Raw genomic sequence first — 21164 nt, 5'->3', positions numbered from 1 at the left:
GAGGGATTGCCATGCAATCCCTCTGTTTTCGGGTTTATTATGGGTTACCCTGTTATTCCATCATAAATAGATAGTGGATCTGATGCCCTCTGAATGAATAATTCAGCCTTGGCGGAAATCAGATAGTGGATCTGATGCCCTCTGAATGAATAATTCAGCCTTGGCGGAAATCAGATAGTGGATTTGATGCCCACTGAATGAATAATTCAGCCTTGGCGGTAATCAGATAGTAGATTTGATGCCCACTGAATGAATAATTCAGCCTTGGCGGAAATCAGATAGTGGATCTGATGCCCACTGAATGAATAATTCAGCCTTGGCGGTAATCAGATAGTGGATCTGATTCCCTCTAAAGCAATTTTTCAGCCTCAACCGTCATCAGATAAAAAAAGACCAAATCAATATCAGATTTGGTCATCATTTTTTTTATTTAACTTTCTCTAACTCAAGTCTTCCTGGATAAAAGGAATCAACATTTTCTAACTCTAAAGATTGTGCATCGTTTAAACCCTTAATTTGTGTGAGGGCACGAATAATCTCTGTAGTAATTTGCTTATCAAGGGTTAATACCATAACAGCTTCCCCGCCGACGGTTGTTCTGCCTACTTGCATCGTTCCAATATTAATTTGGTAATCACCGAGAAGAGATCCAACCTTACCAATCATACCAGGGACGTCCTGATGTTTAACAAGTAAGAGGTGGCTTTCAGGTCTTACATCGATACGATACTCGTTAATTTTCACGATTCTTGCACCATATCCGTTTAAGACTGTTGCCCCAATTTTAGCTGTTTCTGAGCCTTTTGTAATGGCAAGCTCCATATAGTTGGCAAAGCCTTTATTATTGGCATTTTTCTGGACATTGTAGGAAACGCCCTGTCCTTTCAAAAGATGAAGCGCATTAATCAAATTAACAGAATCACTTAAGTGATAAGAAAGGATTCCTTTAATCATGGTTCGAGTTAATAGTTCCGTATCCTCTTCAATTAAATCGCCATAATAATTGATTTCGATTTTAGAAGGAGCATGTTTTAACAATTGGACAACAAGCTGCCCCATTTGCTCCCCAAGGAGTAAGTATGGCTGCATTTTTTGCTGTGCTTCGCCAGACATTTGCGGCATATTCACTGCATTTCGGATAGACTGTGTTTCGAGAATTTCAATGATTTCTTCACTGACCTCCTGGGCAACCTTTTCCTGTGCTTCGACTGTAGAAGCACCTAAATGAGGGGTAACAATAATATTTGGATTTTGCAGCAATTCTGGGTCAGCAACCGGTTCCTTTTCAAAAACATCAAGAGCGGCACCTGCAACATGTCCAGCTTGAATGGCTCTTACCAATGCCTTTTCATCAATAATTCCACCTCGGGCGACGTTGACAAATCGGACTCCTTTTTTTGTTTTGCTAAGGTAGTCGTCATTTACAAGTCCTTTTGTGTCGTTTGTAAGTGGTGTATGAATCGTAATGAAATCAGACTCACGTGCAATTAGATCGAGACTAGCTTTTTTCATTCCTAGTTTTTCTGCTCGCTCTTCCGTTAAGTATGGGTCATATCCCAATATGTTCATTCCAAAGCTTTTAGCACGTTTTGCGACTTCGGTACCGATTTTCCCCATACCAATAACACCTAGCGTTTTTTTGTATAACTCTACTCCCTTGAAGGAATTACGATCCCATTCGCCGCCAACTGTTTTTTTGTGAGCTTGAGGAATCATTCTTGCCATTGAAAGCATCATCGCTAATGTATGTTCAGTGGCGGCAATGGTATTGGCACCAGGAGCATTAATAACAATAATTCCTTTTCCTGTAGCAGCATTCACATCAATGTTGTCTACCCCTACACCTGCTCTTGCAATTACCTTAAGACGGTCCGCATATTGAAGCAATTCCGCCGTAACTTTTGTTTGGCTTCGTACAATTAAAGCCTCGTAATCGCCAATAATATTCTTTAGCTCCTCGGGCTTTAGTGTAGGCTGGCGCTCAACAATAAAATTTGGGTGATCAAACAACTTTTTCAATCCAGTATCACTTATACCATCTGTTACAAGTACCTTAAACATTTTGCTCATCCTCTCCATTTTCTTAATATAAGATTAAACTGTCTAGCGCAAGCAGCCTAGGGGTTCGGGGTCATAAGCCAATCCAGCAAAAAGGTTAAAAAGCAACCTTTCCGCCGGCTCGTCTTATGCCTGTCGCAACGAGGAAAAAATGAACTTCTTTTTTCCCTGAACAAGGCGCTTCCGCTTTAAAAATAAAAAGTCCCCCATAACAGACAGATTTGTCTTGTTATGAGGGACGTGATCTACGTGGTGCCACCCTCTTTTGCTGCTAGAAACAATGCAGCCTCAACATGTTAACGGGTTTTCCCGGGCATTCCTACTATACTTTCAGTCTGCCAGTTCAGAAGGGCTGGGCTCAGATTAAGAAATTGCACCGGTTCACAGCGGCCACCGGCTCTCTTAAGCATTTTCTTACTGCCGTCTTCATCATTACAATTTTAAATATTTACCTGAATTTAAAGAATATTCTACATCGATATCTTTAGTATTGTAAAGGGATAAAATAAATAATTTTTTGAGTATTCAAATTTAAAAATTTTTTTAAAAAAAGCAGACCAATGCTGGTGCGGTGGTAAGCGATTACATTGAATTTTTAAAAAAATTAGTCTATTGTAATTATATTGAGAGAATCATATAATGTCTACTATATAAATACAATTGTACGCATGTGGTAGACAGTGTGGGAGGGATTAATATGGAAGCAATTAAAATTGGGTTACTCGGTTTAGGAACAGTCGGTTCAGGTGTTGTGAAAATTATTAAAAATCATCAAGATAAATTAATGCATCAGGTGGGCTGTCCTGTTGTCGTAAAGAAAATCCTGGTCCAAGATTTACATAAAACAAGACCGGTTGATGTGGATCCAGTTTTGTTAACGTCATCCCCAGCTGATATCCTGCATGATCCCGAGATAGAAGTTGTAATTGAAGTGATGGGCGGGGTTAAGGAAACAAAGGAATATTTGCTTAGTGCGCTCCGTCAAGGAAAGCATGTGGTGACGGCAAACAAGGATTTAATGGCTCTCCATGGATCAGAATTGTTATCTGTTGCTTCTGAAAATGGTTGTGACTTATTTTATGAAGCAAGTGTTGCAGGAGGTATTCCTATCCTAAGAGGCTTAGTTGATGGCCTTGCTTCTGATCGTATTACCCAAATGATGGGGATTGTAAATGGAACCACTAATTATATTTTAACAAAAATGAGCCAAGAAGGTCTAGCATATGAGGAAGTCCTCAAAGAAGCCCAAGAGCTTGGATTTGCAGAAGCAGACCCTACTTCAGACGTAGAGGGACTGGATGCGGCCAGGAAAATGACAATATTAGCTACCTTAGGTTTTTCAATGCATATTGACCTAGACGATGTAAAAGTAAGTGGTATTTCGAATATAACAGAAGATGACTTGCGTTATGGAAAACAGTTAGGCTATACAATGAAGCTGTTAGGTTATGCCCACCGTGAAGGGGAAAAAGTAGAGGTAAGTGTCCAGCCGACATTCTTATCTGACAATCATCCATTAGCGTCGGTTCAAAATGAGTATAATGCTGTTTATGTATATGGAGAAGCAGTTGGTGAAACAATGTTTTATGGACCAGGTGCAGGAAGTCTGCCAACGGCAACCGCAGTAGTATCTGATTTAGTCGGAGTAATGAAAAATTTACGACTTGGTGTAAATGGACGCAGTGCGGTAACGCCACAATATCCTAAGCGCTTAAAGGATGATAACGAAAAGTACTCTAAATACTTCTTACGAATCCATGTACAGGATGAGGTTGGAGTATTTGCGGAACTTACTTCCATCTTTGCAAAATATGGTGTCAGCTTTGAGAAAATATTACAGCTGCCTGTTAAAAAGAATGAGACATCTGAAATTGTCTTAGTTACACACCGGGCTTCACTGACAAATTACGATGCTATTCTTCACGAATTAAATGATTTACCAGCGGTTAAAGAAATAAAAAGTGCATATAGAGTGGTGAGGAAATCATTATGAGATGGCCAGGACTAATTGAAGCATATAAAGAATTTTTACCAGTAAATCATGAAACACCTATGTTAACCTTGAATGAAGGAAATACCCCGTTAGTAAAGCTCGAACGGCTTTCAAAGGAATTGGATGTTGAGCTTTACGTTAAACTTGAAGGCGCAAATCCGACGGGTTCTTTTAAAGATCGCGGGATGGTAATGGCAGTTGCCAAAGCGATAGAATCCGGCAGCAAAACGATTATCTGTGCCTCAACAGGAAATACTTCTGCTGCAGCTGCAGCGTATGCGGCCCGAGCTGGAATCCGATGTATTATTGTAATACCAGAAGGCAAAATTGCCTTAGGGAAGCTAGCTCAAGCAATGATGTACGGAGCAGAAATTATCTCTATTGAAGGAAATTTTGACCAAGCACTTCAAATGGTCCGCAATATTAGTGAAGAAGAACCGATTGCACTTGTGAATTCGGTTAATCCCTATCGTTTAGAAGGACAAAAAACAGCAGCCTTTGAGGTGTGTGATCAATTAGGGGCGGCACCTGACATTTTAGCGATACCAGTTGGAAACGCGGGTAATATTAGTGCATATTGGAAAGGGTTTAAAGAATACGCGAATCATAAGGGAACAGGGCTGCCAAGAATGTATGGCTTTGAAGCAGAAGGGGCAGCGGCACTTGTCCATAATCGTGTATTTGAAAATCCAGAAACGATTGCAACAGCGATTCGAATTGGAAATCCCGCAAGCTGGAACTTAGCTGTTGCCGCAGTTGAAGAATCAAATGGTCTATTTGATGAAGTGAGCGATGATGAAATTGTAGCAGCGTATAAGAAAATTGCCGCTAGTGAAGGCATCTTCGCTGAACCAGCTTCATGTGCGTCAATCGCTGGTGTGATGAAGTCCCTCCAAAAAGGTAAAATCGAAAAAGGATCAAAAATCGTCGCAGTTCTTACTGGAAATGGTTTAAAAGATCCGGATACAGCTATCCAAAGCAGCTTTGTGGATGTAAAGAAATTGCCAAATGATGAGAAAGCTGTGACAGAACACATTAGGGGAGTTGTCCACCGATGACTCTGAATGCTGGAAAGTTTGTTATCAAAATACCAGCAAGTTCCGCTAACCTTGGACCAGGATTTGATTCAATGGGAGTTGCCCTTAATTTATATTTACGCTTAGAAGTGGAGAAAAATGAGAAGTGGGAATGTTATTCAACTTCAGATGAATTAAAGGATTTCCCAACAGACGAAAAGCATTTTATCTCTCAAATTGCCATTCAAACTGCAGCTAAATTTGGCAAGGAGTTACATCCTTGTAAAATCAAGGTTGAGAGTGACATACCATTGGCTCGTGGTCTTGGTTCAAGTGCTTCAGCGATTATTGCTGGAATAGAACTTGCTGATTACGTTGGAGAAATAGGGCTGACAAAAGAAGAAAAGCTATTACTGGCAACAGAAATTGAAGGCCATCCAGATAATGTTGGTGCCTCTTTATATGGAGGGCTTGTTATCGGAAGTTATCAACCAGGAGAGGTCGATGTCGTTTCTATTTCTGATATTTCTTTTGAAATGGTTGCTGTCATCCCGAAAGAAAGTTTGTTAACGAAGGATTCTCGCGGTGTTTTGCCAATAGAATTTTCCTATCAAAGCAGTATTCGTGCTTCTTCAATCGCAAATGTATTAGTAGCTGCACTGCTTAGTCAGAATTGGGAATTAGCAGGAAAAATGATGGAAAAGGATATTTTTCACCAGCCTTATCGGAAGCCGCTGATCCCATTTTATGATGACGTTGCTATTTTCGCAAAATCTGAAGGGGCATTCGGTGTGGTCTTAAGTGGAGCAGGCCCGACAGTTTTATGTTTATGTGAAGAGGGAAAGGGTAAATTACTTGAGCAATCTTTAAATACGGCATTTCCTGACATGACAGCCAAAGTGCTAAGCATTGACTTTACAGGAAGTAACGTATCCCAACTTAATAATTGCATTGTGAATTAGGGGCCGAGTAGTTCGGCCTTTTTTTTATTAATTGGCAAGTGATGATGGTGAACAATTAGAGATAAACTATAATGGGAATTGATAAATAAGGGAGGGAAGGTTAAATGTCATTTACAAACAAGGTTGTTGTTGTGACCGGGGGAGCGAATGGAATCGGACGCGGTGTTGTTTCTGCCTTTGCAAAAAAGGGTGCGCAGGTGTTGATTGCAGATGTGGATGAGAATGCAGGCAAAGAGACAGAATCTGAACTAAAACAAGAAGGATTCGATGTACTTTTTGTTCAAACTGATGTAAGAATTCCTAGTGATATTAGTAACTTAATGAAAACTGCCAAAAACACCTTTGGCCGGGTTGATGTGTTAATTAATAATGCTGGAAAGGGTTTGTTTAAATCGCTGTATGAAATAACAGTTGACGAATGGGATGATATCATTCAAACCAATTTGAGAAGTGTCTTTCTCTGCTCTCGGGAGGCAGCAAAGTATATGCGGGATAATAAAGAAGGTGGGGCAATTGTTAATATAGCTTCGACCCGTGCCATGATGTCCGAGCCTAATTCTGAGGGCTATGCAGCTACGAAAGGTGGGATTGTCGCCATTACTCATGCATTAGCCGCCTCTCTCAGTAATGAACGAATAACTGTTAATGCGATCTCACCTGGTTGGATTCACACTGGCGACTATTCACAATTAACAACCCTTGATCATGAGCAGCATTTATCAAATCGAGTTGGCAGACCAGAAGATATCGCAAGAGCATGCCTTTACTTAACCGCAAAGGAAAATGACTTTGTTACTGGGATAAATCTAGTTGTTGACGGCGGCATGACGAGAAAAATGATTTATGAAGAATAATATGATAAAATAGTGTAAAAATTGAAAAAATATAAATGGAAAGGAGGATAAATAAATGAAGCTGCCAATCATTCAAACAAAACTGCGAATTCCGGTTGTTAAAGATGAATTTATTCGAAGAGCTAAGCTTACGAGGAAAATAAAGAAAATTCCTGAATATCCTTTGACCATTATTCATTCAGGGGCTGGTTTTGGAAAAAGCACGGCTCTTGCTTTATTTATGAGGGATGAAAATATCCCAGGCTGCTGGTACTCCATCTCATCCATGGATGACGACATCCTTCCGTTCCTTTCCTATATCATACATTCAATAAGAGGAGTTATTCCTGACTTCGGGCAGGATATGGAGGAGTATATTGAAACAATGGACCGCTACATAAGGGAAGAAGATTTAAGTTATTTATGTTCATTATTTATTAATGAAATTCTTGACGTTAATGCTGATATCACCTTAATTTTGGATGATTACCATCAAATTGAGCATTCATATACGATTAATAGCTGGATTGAAAAATTGCTCCAGCATATTCCTTCTAATTTACACATGGTTATCTCAAGCCGCAGCCGTCCTGGCTGGAAGCATTTAACGAAAATGAGAGTGAACGGGCAGCTTTTAGAAATTACACGGGAGGATTTAGTGCTAACCATTGAAGAAATGGAATTGTTATTAATCGATCTCTACGGTCTAGAAATAGAGCCTGCTCATTTAGAAAGTATTTATCAGTTAACAGAAGGCTGGATTATTGCATTGTGTATGATCGCACAGCAGATTCCGCTAACTGGAGATATATCAACCCTTTTAGAACATTCCTCCTTTTCGCTCCAAGATCTATTTGACTACTTAGTTATGGAAGTCTTTTCGAAACAGCCTCCAATGATTCAGCAATTTTTAGAACAAACATCAATCCTAGATATTCTTGAGGAAGAACTTTGTGATGAAATAATTGGAATTCAAGGTGCTTCTAGCATGCTCGAGCAATTAAAAGAAAGAAACTTATTCATTCAAAAGATTGGATTAAAGCATTATCGCTACCATGCACTTTTTAAAGAATTCTTAGAAAATGCCTTCTTAAAGAATAACCCAACTACCTACACTAAACTTCATGAAAAATGTGCACGGTTCTATGAAAAAAGATTGATGTGGGAAGAGGCACTCTATCACTATAAAAAAATAAGTCATTACAAAGCAATCGCATCTATCTTACAAGAAAATGGGATTAAAATGCTTGAAGGCGGAATGCTGAAAAGCCTGTCTGATCAATTGACATTGATTCCAGTCCTTGAGTTAGAAAACTATTATCTTCTCTGGTTCCTAAAAGCAGAAGTCCATCGATATCGCTCCCAATATCACGAGGCTGAGGAATGTTATGATAAAACCTATATCGAGGCTGAGAAGAGACACGATTTTCTCGGAATGAGCAAGGCGTTAGAAGGAAAAGCGAAGATTTATTTAGACACCATCCAGCCTCATCAAGCTGAGAAGTTATTATATGAAGCTATTGAGGCTAGAGAGAAAAGTATAAGCTCAGAAGCGGAAAAGGCAAAGCTATATTACTTGCTCTCTGAAAATCTATTAAACTCTGGAAAATCAACAAATGCTGAAAAATGGCTGCAAAAGGCAAAAACGTACAGCCCATCAATATTGGATGGAAATATTGAAGCAAGGCTGTATTTAAGAACAGGTCGTTTTGAAGAAGCCAAAAGATTCCTTCTCCACCAAAAAGAAGAATTATCAAGTAAAAATGGGACAGAACTTCCCAAATCCCATAGAGAAACAGATTTATTATTATCATTAATAGAATCCTTTACAGGGGAAGGATTGAAAGCCAAAGAATTAGCTCAAGCAGGCATACAACAAGGTATTAGTTTAAAAGCACCTTTTGTAGAAGCGTGCGGCTGGATTCGAATGGGACATGCCGTGCAAATTCTCAATAAATATGATTCAGATTTAGCGGAACAGTGCTACAATACTGCATTAGATATTATGAGCAGGCTCAATGTAGAAAGAGGAAAAGCCGAACCGTTAATGGGACTTTGTATCCTTTATGGAACAAGGGGAGAATATGAGAGGGCATTGGAGGCAGGGAAAAGAGCCTTACAGGAGACTGAAAAAGTTCAAGATATCTGGCTTTCCGCACTTATTAGTCTCTGTATGGGTATCACCTGCATTTATAATGAAAGGCTTAATAATGGTCTAGCCTACTTAGAAAAAACGAGAGCGTTATTTATCCAGTGCGAGGATTCCTTTGGACAAACGTTATGTAGTTTCTGGCTGGCATATATTTACTATTTAGAAAAGGAACAAGACATGTTTAGAGAAACGATGGATAAGTTCTTATATCTAGTCCAAAAAAATGATTTTGAGTTCTTTTTTCATAAGGTGTCAGTTTTCAGTCCAAGGGATTTACAAATGTTTGTTCCACTATTAATACAGTGTACAAAAGGAGATATTCAAAAGTCATTAGCACTAAAAATTCTTCAGGATATGGGAATCACGGCATTGGATGCACATCCTGGATATTCGATAAGAGTTCAAACACTTGGACAATTTAAAATTTGGCTTGGGGAAAAGGAAGTTGGGGAAAAAGATTGGCAGCGCGAAAAAGGCAAGGAATTATTTCAGCTCTTTCTTACAGTAAACGAACCAATTTCCAAAGAGGAGATACTCCAGATTCTTTGGCCTAATCAGGATATAAAACATGCCGACCGTGACTTTAAAGTTGCATTAAATAGTCTCCAGCATGTACTTGAACCAACTCGTAAGGCAAGGGCAGCACCTTTTTTTATTATAAGAGAAGGGATGTTTTATGGAATAAATCCTCACGCCAAAATTGAATTAGATACAACTCATTTTCAAACATTGATTCAAAATGGTTTAAGTGAAACATCCCAGGAAAAAGTAATACCCCTTTTAGAAAAGGGATTAAGGCTTTATCTAGGAGAATACTTGCCTGAACGGCGATATGATGATTGGTGTATAAACAAAAGGGAGAGTATGCTAGTTTACTTTTTACGGGGCGCTGAAAAAATGGCCCAGTTTATGGTCCGTAAAGAAGAGTATGATAAAGCTATTTATTGGTGTGAAAAAATATTAAAGCGCGACCGGACTTGGGAAGAGGCCTATCGATTGTTAATGTATTGCTATTATCGAAAAAACAATCGCCCACAGGCAATGAAATGGTATCGAAAATGCAAGTTGGTTTTAGAAGAAGAGTTAGGAGTATCTCCACTGGAGCCCACAAAGCAAATGTACGACATGATTATCGAATCAGAAAAATATATGAATCAAATCAAACAGCCTTAATTTGAGGCTGTTTGATTTGTGTCCGGATCCTTCATAGCCAATCAAGGTCACTTCCGTTTTACCTTGTAACTGCTATGTAACTCACTCCTCCTATGATTAACTCAAAGCTTTGCATGTTTTTATTTTAGATAATAAGGGGGAAAAGAAGTGAAGGCATTTCGTAGAAAAGGGATTTTAGTAGGATTTCTAATTTTCATGATGATTTTTGCTACAGCATGCAGCTCGGACAAGACAGAGGGGGATACAAAAGGTAACAGTGAAAAGGCTGAGACGAAGGAGCCAATTAAAATTGGTGTTCTTGCCTCAACAACCGGTGCTTTGGAATCATATGGTAAACAAACATTAAGAGGATTTGAACTAGGTCTTGAATATGCAACCGAAGGAAGTATGGAGGTTGCAGGCAGAAAAATTGAGTTTGTGGTTGAAGATACAGAAACAAAGCCGGAAGTTGCCGTCCAAAAAGCAACAAAACTATTAGAAGAAGATAAAGTAGACTTTTTAGTCGGATCGTCAAGTTCTGCCGATACGCTAGCCGTACTTCCGCTTGCAGAAGAATATCAGAAAATCATGATTGTTGAACCAGCAGCCGCTGATAGTATTACAGGCTCTGAGTTTAATAAATATATCTTCCGTTCGGCGCGAAATTCTTCACAGGATGCCGTTGCGGGTGCAGCAGCTATCGCTGGTAAGGATGTGAAAATAGCAACACTTGCACCGGATTATTCCTTCGGACGTGACGGGGTAGCTGCCTTTAAAGAAGCAGCTGAAAAACTTGGTGCAGATATTGTATTAGAAGAATATGCAGACCCAGCAGCAACTGACTTTACTTCGAACATTCAAAAGATTATCGATGCAAAACCTGATTATTTATTTGTGGTTTGGGCGGGTGCAAACTCACCTTGGAAGCAGATTTCAGATATGAAGGTACAAGACAAGGGAATCAAAATTTCAACAGGGGCACCGGATATCGCGGCTTTGGCTACAATGGAGCCACTTGTTGGCATGGAAGGTTTTACCGTTTATTATCATGATCTACCAAAAAATGAAATTAATGATTGGCTCGTATCTGAACATAAGAAGAGATTTAACGGGGAAGTTCCTGATTTATTCACTCCAGGCGGTATGAGTGCAGCTATTTCAATTGTAGAAGCATTAAAGAAAACCGAAGGTGACGCTGATGCTGATAAACTAATCGAAACAATGGAAGGCATGAGCTTTGAGACACCAAAAGGAAAGATGACCTATCGCCCTGAAGATCACCAGGCCCTTCAAGCACTATATGCCATTAAACTCGAAAAGAAAGATGGGGTACCATATCCAGTTCCAGTGCTAATAAGAGAATTAACACCAGAAGAAACAGCCCCTCCAGTACGTAATAAATAAGGTGTCCATTTAGCCAATGCATATGTAAAGCTGATAATTGATTTTACCACTCTGTTGATTGGAGAGGAAGGCGCGAGACTCCTCGAAAATGCTATCGCATTTTCTTCGTGCGTGGGCGGATTCGTGGATGTAAAATTCAATGTCCTGCGGGAGGACGGGGCAGGGGAGACCCCGCAGTCGCTTAAGCGACGAGGAGGCTCCCCGGACCGCCCGCGGAAAGCGAAGCGCGCCTCCTGACAGGCAAAGACCGCCTGTCCCTGCGGTGAGTATTCAATGAAGCTTTCCTTTGTGGAGCGAAAATCAAAAGACCAGTTCAAATCACAGCCTAAAAAATATGAGGGTTAGACCTGTTGTTTACGGTCACCCTCTTCCTTATTTCTATCTACTTGATTGGTGGTGAAAGCGTGAAAACCTTAATAGAAACAGAAAATTTATCGATAACCTTTGGTGGCCATACAGCAGTTGATACTGTCAGCATTTCCGTTCCAGAAAAACACTTTAAATCCATCATTGGTCCAAATGGTGCTGGAAAAACAACATTTTTTAATCTTTTAAGCGGTCAATTAAACCCTACAAATGGAAAAATTTATTTTCGCGGAAAGGATATCACCAAACTTTCTTCGACGAAGCGAACAAGAGAAGGAATAGGACGTTCTTTTCAAATTACCAACGTCTTTCCTAATTTAACCGTCCTTGAAAATGTAAGGCTGGCAGTTCAATCAAAAGCCGGAGTTCGCTACCAGATGTTATTTCATTATAAGAAATATCGAGATTTTGAAATAAAGGCTCTAGAATGGTTACGTTTGGTGCTGTTAGACGATAAAGTGGACTCATTGGCCAGCAATTTGGCACATGGGGAAAAACGAAAGTTAGAAATGGCTATGCTCCTAGCTCTTGAAACAGAGGTTCTATTATTAGATGAACCAACTGCAGGTATGTCTTTAGAAGATGTTCCTGCCATATTAGAAGTGATTAAAAGAATTAAAGAACAAGGGAATCGGACGATTATTTTAATTGAGCACAAAATGGATATGATACTCGATTTATCCGATTCTGTAATGGTGCTATTTAATGGCAGGCTGCTGGCGGACGGAACACCTGAGGAAATAATGAAAAATGAAACGGTCCAGTCTGCCTATTTGGGAGGTATCAGCTTGTGAAACAGCTGCTGAAGCTTAATAATATCGAGACGTTTATTGGACAGTATCATATTTTACAAGGTGTTTCACTTGAGGTAAAAAAGGGCGAGGTTACGGTACTGCTAGGAAGAAATGGTGCCGGAAAAACAACTACATTACGGACCATTATGGGACTAAATCCAGCCTCAAAAGGCAGTGTTGTCTATAAAGGAGAAGAGATACATTCCTTGCCTACCTATACCATTGCCCAAAAGGGAATCGGCTATGTTCCAGAAGACCAAGGTATCTTTGCTGGATTGACAGTCGAGGAGAATATGAAGGTAGCCATTCAAAAAGAAAATGAAGAAACAAATAAGCGTCTTGATTATATCTTAAATTTGTTTCCTGACTTAAAAAAGTTCTGGAAAAAGCCCGGCGGGTTATTAAGCGGCGGTCAAAAACAAATGCTCTCCATCGCCCGAGCCTACGTAAATGTTAACGAACTGTTATTAATTGACGAGCCAAGTAAAGGTCTAGCCCCTATAGTCGTCGAGAAGGTGATGGAATCCATCCTGCAAATGAAGGATCAAACCACCATCGTCTTAGTGGAACAAAATTTCATGATGGCAAGCACCATCGGCGATTGCTTTTATATTATCGATGATGGAAGAACGGTAAGCTCTGGAACAATGAAACAGTTAAAAGAAGATGAGGAAATGAAACGAAAGTACTTGGGGATTGCTTAGGGAAGGAGGAAAGGTTTGAATGGAGCTATTATTCAATTTGACACTAAATGGATTGGCAACAGGCATGCTGATCTTCTTATTAGCAGCAGGATTAACACTTATTTTCGGTCTAATGGATGTACTTAACTTTGCACACGGCGGTTTGTTTGCCTGGGGTGCCTATAGCGGCATTTGGATTTATACAGCTACTGGAAGCTTTTTAATCGGGATTATTGGGGCAGTTCTTACTGGTTTTATACTAGGAATTATTACAGAAAAATGGATTATTAAACCGGTTTACGGGAACCATGTTCAGCAAATTTTAATTACACTTGGCTTAATGTTGGTTTTATCAGAGATGCTCAAAGTAGTTTGGGGACCTAATCAATTAACAGCCAATCCTCCTGAATATTTGAGTGGCAGCTGGGAAATTGGCGATATGATTATCATTAAATATCGAGTATTTATCATAGCTGTTGGATTGCTGGTTTTTGCAGGAGTCCAATTTTTGCTCAAAAATACGAAAATTGGTCTGGTTGTCCGGGCCGGGGTTATGAATAAAGAAATGGTTCAGGCATTAGGGATTAATATTAAGAAGGTATTTATGTTTGTTTTTATGATTGGTTCCGGTATGGCAGCACTTGGAGGAGTACTATTCGGGCCATACTCCGGTGTTATTCACGCTGGCATGGGGATGGAATTTGCCATATTAGCTTTTATTGTAGTTGTCGTTGGCGGAATGGGGAATTTCACAGGTTCCGTCATGGCTGCGATCCTAGTAGGGTTATCAGGTTCATTCATGGCTTACTATGTACCGGAATTATCATTAGCCGTAAATATGCTTTTAATGGCCATTGTGTTGATTGTAAAGCCACAGGGACTATTTGGCGGGAAGGGGTGAGAGTATGAAGTGGATTGTAAATAATAGAATAAATACTATTTATATCATCATTGCTGCATTTCTGTTTCTCTTGCCTTTCGTCTATGAATCTAGAAATATGTTAATCCTATTAACTCAAATATTTGTATTTGCCATCCTCGCGATGAGCTACGATTTATTATTAGGCTTTACCGGAATTGTTTCCTTTGGTCATGCGATGTTTTTTGGTATCGGGGCCTACTCGATTGGGATATTCATGAAGCGTTTTGAGCCTACTATGCTTCATTTTATTTATGCAGTACTGGCAACGATTCTCATTACGGCAATCGTAAGTTTTATTGTTGGTTTGCTTACACTGCGATTGAAAAGCCATTTTTACGCAATGTTAACCATGGCATTGGCGGGATTGTTTTTAGTATTAGCGGAAAAATGGCGGACCTTAACGTTTGGAAATGATGGATTTACCTTTCGAGTACCTGAACTGTTTATAGATCGGACTAATTTTTACATCATTTGTTTGGCAGCAATGATTGCTACTTTTATGATTTTAAAACGCTTTACCAACTCCCCTCTTGGGAGAGTTCTTCAGGCCATACGAGAAAATGAACAACGGACAGAGTCTTTAGGTTATCAAGTATTACATTATAAGATTGCTGCTAGTGTTGTTTCAGGTGTATTAGCTGGGATTGCCGGGATGTTTTATGCGATGTCACTTCGATATGTGAATACAAGTGTATTCGCAATTGATATTACCTTAGATGCTTTATTGATGACGATTATAGGCGGAGTAGGCACTTTAGTTGGTGCTATTATTGGTGCAGGATTAATTGAATTTGCACACGATGGATTAACGGAGCTTGCAAAAGAACATTGGATATTTGAACGTTGGATTATTTTCTTTGGCATCATTTATATTTTGGTTGTTATTTTCTTCCCGCTAGGTATTGTGGGGACACTAAGGAAATTCACCTGGAAACGAAAAAAACAGCAGACTGCTAAGAAAGAAGAAAATTTAGCAGGTTAGGGGGAGGCTTAATGGAACCAAAACAAATTGCTTCCTTCGTCGTTCGTTTTCAACTAGCCGCTGTTGAAAAAGAGACTGGTAAAAAACAATGGAGGATTAAAGTTACCCATGTTCAAGAAGAGCGGGAAACTTTATTTGACACCATTGAAGAGGCTACTGCTTTTATGATGTCGATGGTAGAAGACACTTAATCTAGGTGGTGGATGTTTTGCAAATTGGAATCGTAAGTACGGGTCTTTACCTCCCACAGGATTATATAACAGGCAAAGAGATAGCAGAAAAAGCAAGTATCCCTGCACATGTTGTTGAAGAAAAGATGGGGATAAAGAAGAAATATGTTCCGGGTCCCGATGATCATACGTGTGAAATGGGAATCATTGCCGCAAAGAAAGCCATTAAAAAAGCGGGTATCGACCCAATGGAGATTGATGTAGTTATTTATATTGGTGAAGAGCATAAGGAATACCCACTTTGGACGGCTGGAATCAAACTACAGGAAGCTGTTGGAGCCTTAAATGCCTGGGCATTTGATGTGGCTTTAAGATGTGGAACGACCGTTATGGCACTTAAGGTAGCAAAAAGCTTGATGATAGCAGATCCAACAATCCAAACTGTGCTCCTGGCAGGAGGATATCGAAATGGGGATTTCATCGACTACCAGAATCCGAGGACACATTTCATGTTTAATCTAGGTGCTGGGGGCGGTGCCATTCTTTTGAAAAAAGACCACAATGAAAACATCTTGTTAGAAACAGAGCTGTTGACTGATGGCTCCTTTTCAGAGGATGTGGTGGTTGTTTCTGGCGGTACAAAAAATCCAATTACAAAAGAAGCGATTGATCAGCGGCTAAATATGTTGGATGTCCTTGACCCTGAGGGGATGAAACAGCGTTTGGAACAGAAATCAATGGCTAATTTTCTGAAGGTAATTCGGGAATCTGTTAGAAAAAGTGGATACAAAGAGGAAGAAATTTCATTTATAGCCATGCTTCACATGAAAAAGTCTGCCCATGAATATGTATTAAAAGAATTGGGTTTATCACACCAGCAATCAATCTATCTGGAGGACTACGGTCATATCGGACAGATTGATCAAATATTATCTCTTGAGCTTGCCGTAAAAGAAGGGAAGGTAAAAGAGGGTGACATTGTCGTTTTAGTCAGTGCTGGGATTGGCTATGCCTGGGGAGCCTCTACAATTAAATGGGGAAGGGTGATGTAATGGTTAATGTGACGATGAAAGAGGTACAGTTATCAAATGGAGAAACCATTGCCTATCGAGAAAGGGAAGGCGGAGAGAAAAAGGTATTGTTAATCCATGGAAACATGACTTCTTCTAAGCACTGGGACCTTGTCCTAAATAATATGTCTGAGGAATATAAGCTATATGCTTTAGATTTAAGAGGGTTTGGAAAATCCACCTACAATAAGCTTATAACTTCAATCAAGGATTTTTCAGATGATGTAAAGCTCTTTGTCGATGAAATTGACTTAAAGGACTTTGCGATTGTAGGTTGGTCAACAGGTGGTGCTGTCGCCATGCAATTTGCTGCAGATAATCCTGGTTATTGCAATAAGCTGATTTTATTAGCTTCAGAATCTACTAGAGGGTATCCGTTTGACGGAAAAACGAGTGAAAACGAGGAACCGCGAAGATTTTCCTCCCATGAAGATATTAAACGTGACTTAATTCGAACCATCCCTGTTCAAGCTGCATATGACACGAATAATGTGGATTTATTAAAACTAATATGGAACGCCGTTATTTATACAAAAAACCAGCCTGAACCTGAGCTGTATGACGAGTATGTCCAGGATATGAGAACACAGCGAAACTTAGCTGAAGTACATCATTCTAACAATACGTTTAATATCAGTCATCATCATAATGGGCTGGTAGAAGGAAATGGACTAGTGGATCAAATTAATGTACCTGTCCTTGTATTAAGAGGTGACCGTGATTTCGTTGTAAGTGCTGAGATGACAAAAGAATTGGTAGAGGATTTGGGACAAAAAGCTAAATTTGTAGAGTTAACGGATTGTGGGCATTCCCCTCTTGTTGATGATTTACCTCAATTACTAAAAGAATTGACAAATTTTTTAAAGAATGAGGTGTTCAAATGAGATTAAAAGACAGAGTGGCTCTTATTACTGGTGCGGCAAATGGAATAGGCTTAAAAGCTTCGGAAGTATTTGCCAAAGAAGGTGCAAAGGTGGCCATGGCTGACTTTAATGAAGAGCAGGGTGAAAAGAGGGCACAAGAATTAAGGGGAAAGGGCTATGAAGTAACCTTTTTTCAAGTGAATGTAGCACAGCGTTCCAGTGTAGATGAAATGGTTGAAAAAGTCCGAGAAGTTTACGGAAACATCGGTATCCTCATTAATAACGCTGGAATTACAAAAGATGCGATGCTTTCGAAATTATCCATCGATGATTTTCAAGCAGTTTTAGATGTTAACCTTACAGGAGTATTTCACTGTACACAGGCTGTATTGCCTTCCATGATTGAAAATGGAAAAGGAAGAATTATTAATACCTCTTCTGTTTCAGGCGTCTATGGGAATGTTGGCCAAACGAATTATGCGGCAACAAAAGCAGGGGTAGTCGGGATGACCAAATCATGGGCGAAAGAACTTGGACGCAAAGGGATTAATGTAAATGCAGTTGCCCCTGGTTTTATCGAAACAGGAATGACAGCCAAGGTTCCTGAAAGAATATTAGACCAAATGAAACAGATGGTTCCGCTGTTAAGGCTGGGGAAACCTGAAGATATCGCAAACGCTTACTTGTTTCTAGCATCCGATGAATCAAATTATATAAACGGGACTGTTCTTCATGTAGATGGCGGGATAATGATGTAATTAAAAAAGCGGAAGCGCCTTGACCAGAGGCGACAGGCATAAGGCGAGCCGGCGAGAAGGTGGGTTTATACCTTCTTGACGGATTGACTTATGACCCCGAGCCTCTAGGCGCAGGAGCGAGATTGAAAAAAAGCGGCCTTTATGGCCGTTTTTTTTAATCTCGCTCTTGTAACTTCGATGTAACTAAAATTATGTAAGATGTTCTCATCTAGTTGTGAAGGAGAGATTGAACGGTGAGGTGGGAACTTGACTGGCTTGGAAATAGAGCAAGGTTATCGCCAAATAAAAAGGCTATTATAGAGGAAGATTCAAATAAATCCTGGACCTATGAAGCAGTAAATAAACGTTCGTCCTCGGTGGCTGGTTGGTTAAGTAGTCAAGGTGTGAAAAAAGGGGATCGAGTCGCACTTCTGTCGCCAAACGATATCAGTTATTTTGATTTGTTGTTTGCATGTGGAAAAATTGGCGCGATATTTGTTCCGCTTAATTGGAGGCTGTCAGAACATGAATTAAATGAAATTTTGTTGGATTGTTCACCCTTATTACTTGGTATCCATCAGACGTTTGAGAACATGTTTACTTCTTTGAAAGCTTTAGTACCTAGTTCTTTTTATGTTGGAGAATCAAAGTATGAAGAGATTACGGCACTACTACTAGACAGTAGTAATGATCTAGTACCAATCTCAGAACTTGACCCCCTAGCCATAATTTATACAGGAGGAACCACCGGTAAACCAAAAGGAGTGGTTTTAAGCCATCAATCCATTCAATGGAACGCGATAAACACAATTCTTAGCTGGAATTTATCAGATGAGGATGTAACAATCAACTATATGCCGATGTTTCATACAGGCGGACTAAATGCATTATCGCTGCCAATCTTAATGACCGGCGGAACTGTTGTGATTGGTGATCAGTATTCCGGACAAAAAGTGGTTCATTCAATACTACAGTACAACTGTACGATTATTCTCCTTGTACCAACGATGTACCATTTACTCATTCAAACGGAAGAGTTCCAGAGAAGTGAATTTCCGTCTATGAAAGTCTTCTTATCAGGTGCGGCCCCTTGTCCATTCCAAGTTTATGAAGCCTTTCAGAAAAAGAGATTAGCTTTTAAAGAAGGGTATGGATTAACGGAAGCAGGCCCAAATAATTTCTTTATTGATCCCGAAGAAACGCAAGTGAAACGCGGCTCTGTTGGAAAGCCAATGTTATTCAACTCGATTAAATTAGAAAAGGAAAATGGGCAAGAAGCCGCCATAAACGAGGTTGGAGAACTTTTAATAAAAGGAAAACATTCCTTCTCGCATTATTGGAATAACGAATTCGCAACGCTAGAAACGAAAAAAGAAGGCTGGATTCATACAGGAGACTTGGCAAGGAAGGATGAAGATGGATTCCACTATATTGTCGGAAGGAAGAAGGATATGATCATCACGGGTGGTGAAAATGTTTATCCACTTGAGATTGAACATTGGCTTGCAGCTCACCCTGAGGTTGATGAAGTGGCAGTAATCGGACTCCCAGATGAAAAATGGGGAGAACTTGTTGCAGCCTTTATCGTCCAGAAACATCCTCAACCACTAGATGAGCTGGAACTAATAGCCTATTGTGAGAGAAAACTAGGAAGATATAAAATTCCGAAGAAATTTATATCTTTAGATGAACTCCCGAAAACACATGTTGGAAAAATCGATAAAAAGAGATTAAAAGAATTAAGTATACAAACATAAAAGGAGAACCCACCAAGCGGGTCCTCCTTTTCTTCATTTTTGTGCAAGTTTTAAGGCCGTATCCGTTATAAAGGAGGGGATAAAGATGAAGGCTGTTACATATCAAGGAATTAAGAATGTTGAAGTTAGGGACGTAAAGGATCCAAGTATAAAAAATCCTGATGACATTATCGTAAAAATTACATCTTCAGCTATTTGTGGATCTGATTTGCATTTAATACATGCAATGATACCAAATCTGCCAACAGATTATGTAATCGGGCACGAGCCGATGGGTATTGTTGAAGAAGTAGGTCCTGAGGTTACTAAGTTAAAAAAAGGGGATCGAGTCATTATTCCATTTAACGTAAGCTGTGGACACTGCTGGTATTGTACTCACGATCTAACAAGTCAATGTGACAATGGGAATCCTCATGGTCAAGGAAGTGGTTTTTTCGGTTATTCGGAAACAACTGGCGGTTACGCTGGTGGACAGGCAGAATATATGCGGGTGCCTTTTGGGAATTTCACTCCATTTAAACTTCCGGAAAATTGTGAAGTGGAAGATGAGAAACTTGTATTACTTGCTGATGCTGCACCAACTGCCTATTGGAGTGTGGACCACGCCGGGGTAAAACCTGATGATACTGTCATCGTTTTAGGCTGTGGACCTGTGGGTTTACTAGCACAAAAGTTCGCCTGGTTAAAAGGTGCGAAAAGAGTTATTGCGGTTTATTATATTAATTATCGGCTGCAGCACGCGAAGCGGACAAATAAAGTGGAAATAGTTAATTTTGAGGACCATGAAAATGTAGGTGACTATCTGCTTGAAATTACCCAGGGCGGAGCAGATATCGTCATCGATGCAGTAGGAATGGATGGGAAAATGACCCCGATGGAGTTTTTGGCAACGGGTATGAAGCTTCATGGCGGAGCCATGGGTGCCATTGTTATTGCTAGTCAAGCAGTACGTAAAGGTGGAACGATTCAACTTACAGGTGTTTACGGTGGAAGATATAATGCTTTTCCGCTTGGGGACATCTTTCAGCGCAACGTAGACATTAAAACGGGGCAGGCACCGGTTATTCCCTATATGTCATTCCTGTACAATATGATTAATGAAAGAAAGATTGATATCAGTGACATCATTACCCATGTCTTGCCATTAGAGCAAGCGAAGCATGGATATGAAGTGTTTGATACAAAAACAGATGATTGTATTAAAGTTATTCTTAAACCATAACAAAAATCGGGCTGGAGTTTTTCCAGCC

General features: G+C 39.8%; 17 protein-coding genes and 1 other annotated feature. Of the genes, 16 read left to right on the top strand and 1 reads right to left on the bottom strand.

The features are described from left to right. Nucleotides 1-426: 426 nt before the first annotated feature. Entirely contained in the window at nucleotides 427-2061 is a 1635-nt protein-coding gene (gene serA / locus QNH48_RS24760; RefSeq protein WP_283952393.1) for a phosphoglycerate dehydrogenase, read from the bottom strand. A gap of 228 nt (nucleotides 2062-2289) precedes the next feature. Beyond that, nucleotides 2290-2500: a binding site (T-box leader), on the bottom strand. A 255-nt stretch (nucleotides 2501-2755) separates the two neighbouring features. Here serA and QNH48_RS24755 point away from each other — a divergent pair. The 16 genes from QNH48_RS24755 to QNH48_RS24680 all read left to right on the top strand — a co-directional run bounded on the left by QNH48_RS24755 (nucleotide 2756) and on the right by QNH48_RS24680 (nucleotide 21136). After that, nucleotides 2756-4051 (top strand): homoserine dehydrogenase, encoded by a 1296-nt coding sequence (locus QNH48_RS24755; protein WP_283952392.1) that lies wholly within the window; start codon nucleotides 2756-2758, stop codon nucleotides 4049-4051. Next, complete coding sequence (thrC, locus tag QNH48_RS24750) at nucleotides 4048-5109, top strand: threonine synthase (RefSeq protein WP_283952391.1); 1062 nt, start codon at nucleotides 4048-4050, stop codon at nucleotides 5107-5109. The genes QNH48_RS24755 and thrC overlap by 4 nt, the downstream gene beginning before the upstream one ends. Continuing rightward, nucleotides 5106-6029, top strand: coding sequence for a homoserine kinase (gene thrB / locus QNH48_RS24745; protein ID WP_283952390.1), 924 nt, complete (start codon nucleotides 5106-5108; stop codon nucleotides 6027-6029). Before thrC ends, thrB begins: the two co-directional genes overlap by 4 nt. Nucleotides 6030-6133: 104 nt before the next feature. Further along, on the top strand, nucleotides 6134-6883 hold the full coding sequence (locus QNH48_RS24740) for a glucose 1-dehydrogenase (protein WP_283952389.1): 750 nt from the start codon (nucleotides 6134-6136) through the stop codon (nucleotides 6881-6883). Nucleotides 6884-6938: 55 nt separating this feature from the next. Further along, complete coding sequence (locus QNH48_RS24735; RefSeq protein WP_283952388.1) at nucleotides 6939-10187, top strand: winged helix-turn-helix domain-containing protein; 3249 nt, start codon at nucleotides 6939-6941, stop codon at nucleotides 10185-10187. A gap of 195 nt (nucleotides 10188-10382) precedes the next feature. After that, nucleotides 10383-11570: a substrate-binding domain-containing protein gene (locus tag QNH48_RS24730; RefSeq protein WP_283955879.1), complete on the top strand. Its 1188-nt coding sequence runs from the start codon at nucleotides 10383-10385 to the stop codon at nucleotides 11568-11570. 404 nt (nucleotides 11571-11974) lie between these two features. After that, entirely contained in the window at nucleotides 11975-12730 is a 756-nt protein-coding gene (locus QNH48_RS24725; protein ID WP_283952387.1) for an ABC transporter ATP-binding protein, read from the top strand. Further along, a complete protein-coding gene (locus QNH48_RS24720) occupies nucleotides 12727-13434 on the top strand; it encodes an ABC transporter ATP-binding protein (RefSeq protein WP_283952386.1) in 708 nt (235 codons plus the stop codon). Before QNH48_RS24725 ends, QNH48_RS24720 begins: the two co-directional genes overlap by 4 nt. A gap of 19 nt (nucleotides 13435-13453) precedes the next feature. Further along, nucleotides 13454-14314 carry a branched-chain amino acid ABC transporter permease gene (locus QNH48_RS24715; RefSeq protein ID WP_283952385.1) on the top strand — a complete coding sequence of 287 codons (861 nt, stop codon included), beginning with the start codon at nucleotides 13454-13456 and terminating at the stop codon, nucleotides 14312-14314. Nucleotides 14315-14318: 4 nt separating this feature from the next. Then, a complete protein-coding gene (locus QNH48_RS24710; RefSeq protein WP_283952384.1) occupies nucleotides 14319-15317 on the top strand; it encodes a branched-chain amino acid ABC transporter permease in 999 nt (332 codons plus the stop codon). 11 nt (nucleotides 15318-15328) lie between these two features. Continuing rightward, complete coding sequence (locus QNH48_RS24705) at nucleotides 15329-15508, top strand: hypothetical protein (RefSeq protein ID WP_133369252.1); 180 nt, start codon at nucleotides 15329-15331, stop codon at nucleotides 15506-15508. A gap of 17 nt (nucleotides 15509-15525) precedes the next feature. Continuing rightward, nucleotides 15526-16539, top strand: a complete 1014-nt coding sequence (locus QNH48_RS24700) for a 3-oxoacyl-ACP synthase (RefSeq protein ID WP_283952383.1) — start codon at nucleotides 15526-15528, stop codon at nucleotides 16537-16539. Next, the gene (gene phaZ / locus QNH48_RS24695; RefSeq protein WP_283952382.1) at nucleotides 16521-17441 is read left to right on the top strand and encodes an intracellular short-chain-length polyhydroxyalkanoate depolymerase; all 921 of its coding nucleotides are present in this window, start codon (nucleotides 16521-16523) and stop codon (nucleotides 17439-17441) included. The genes QNH48_RS24700 and phaZ overlap by 19 nt, the downstream gene beginning before the upstream one ends. Next, nucleotides 17438-18178 carry a 3-oxoacyl-ACP reductase FabG gene (gene fabG, locus QNH48_RS24690; RefSeq protein WP_283952381.1) on the top strand — a complete coding sequence of 247 codons (741 nt, stop codon included), beginning with the start codon at nucleotides 17438-17440 and terminating at the stop codon, nucleotides 18176-18178. Before phaZ ends, fabG begins: the two co-directional genes overlap by 4 nt. Before the next feature lie 233 nt (nucleotides 18179-18411). After that, entirely contained in the window at nucleotides 18412-19914 is a 1503-nt protein-coding gene (locus tag QNH48_RS24685; RefSeq protein ID WP_283952380.1) for an acyl-CoA synthetase, read from the top strand. Nucleotides 19915-19999: 85 nt separating this feature from the next. Then, on the top strand, nucleotides 20000-21136 hold the full coding sequence (locus QNH48_RS24680) for a zinc-dependent alcohol dehydrogenase (protein ID WP_283952379.1): 1137 nt from the start codon (nucleotides 20000-20002) through the stop codon (nucleotides 21134-21136). Nucleotides 21137-21164 lie beyond the last annotated feature (28 nt).

The sequence above is a fragment of the Neobacillus sp. YX16 genome, assembly GCF_030123505.1.
Classification (GTDB): Bacteria; Bacillota; Bacilli; order Bacillales; family Cytobacillaceae; genus Neobacillus.
Note: the sequence above shows the minus strand (reverse complement) of the source record. Positions and strands in the feature narration are given on the sequence as shown.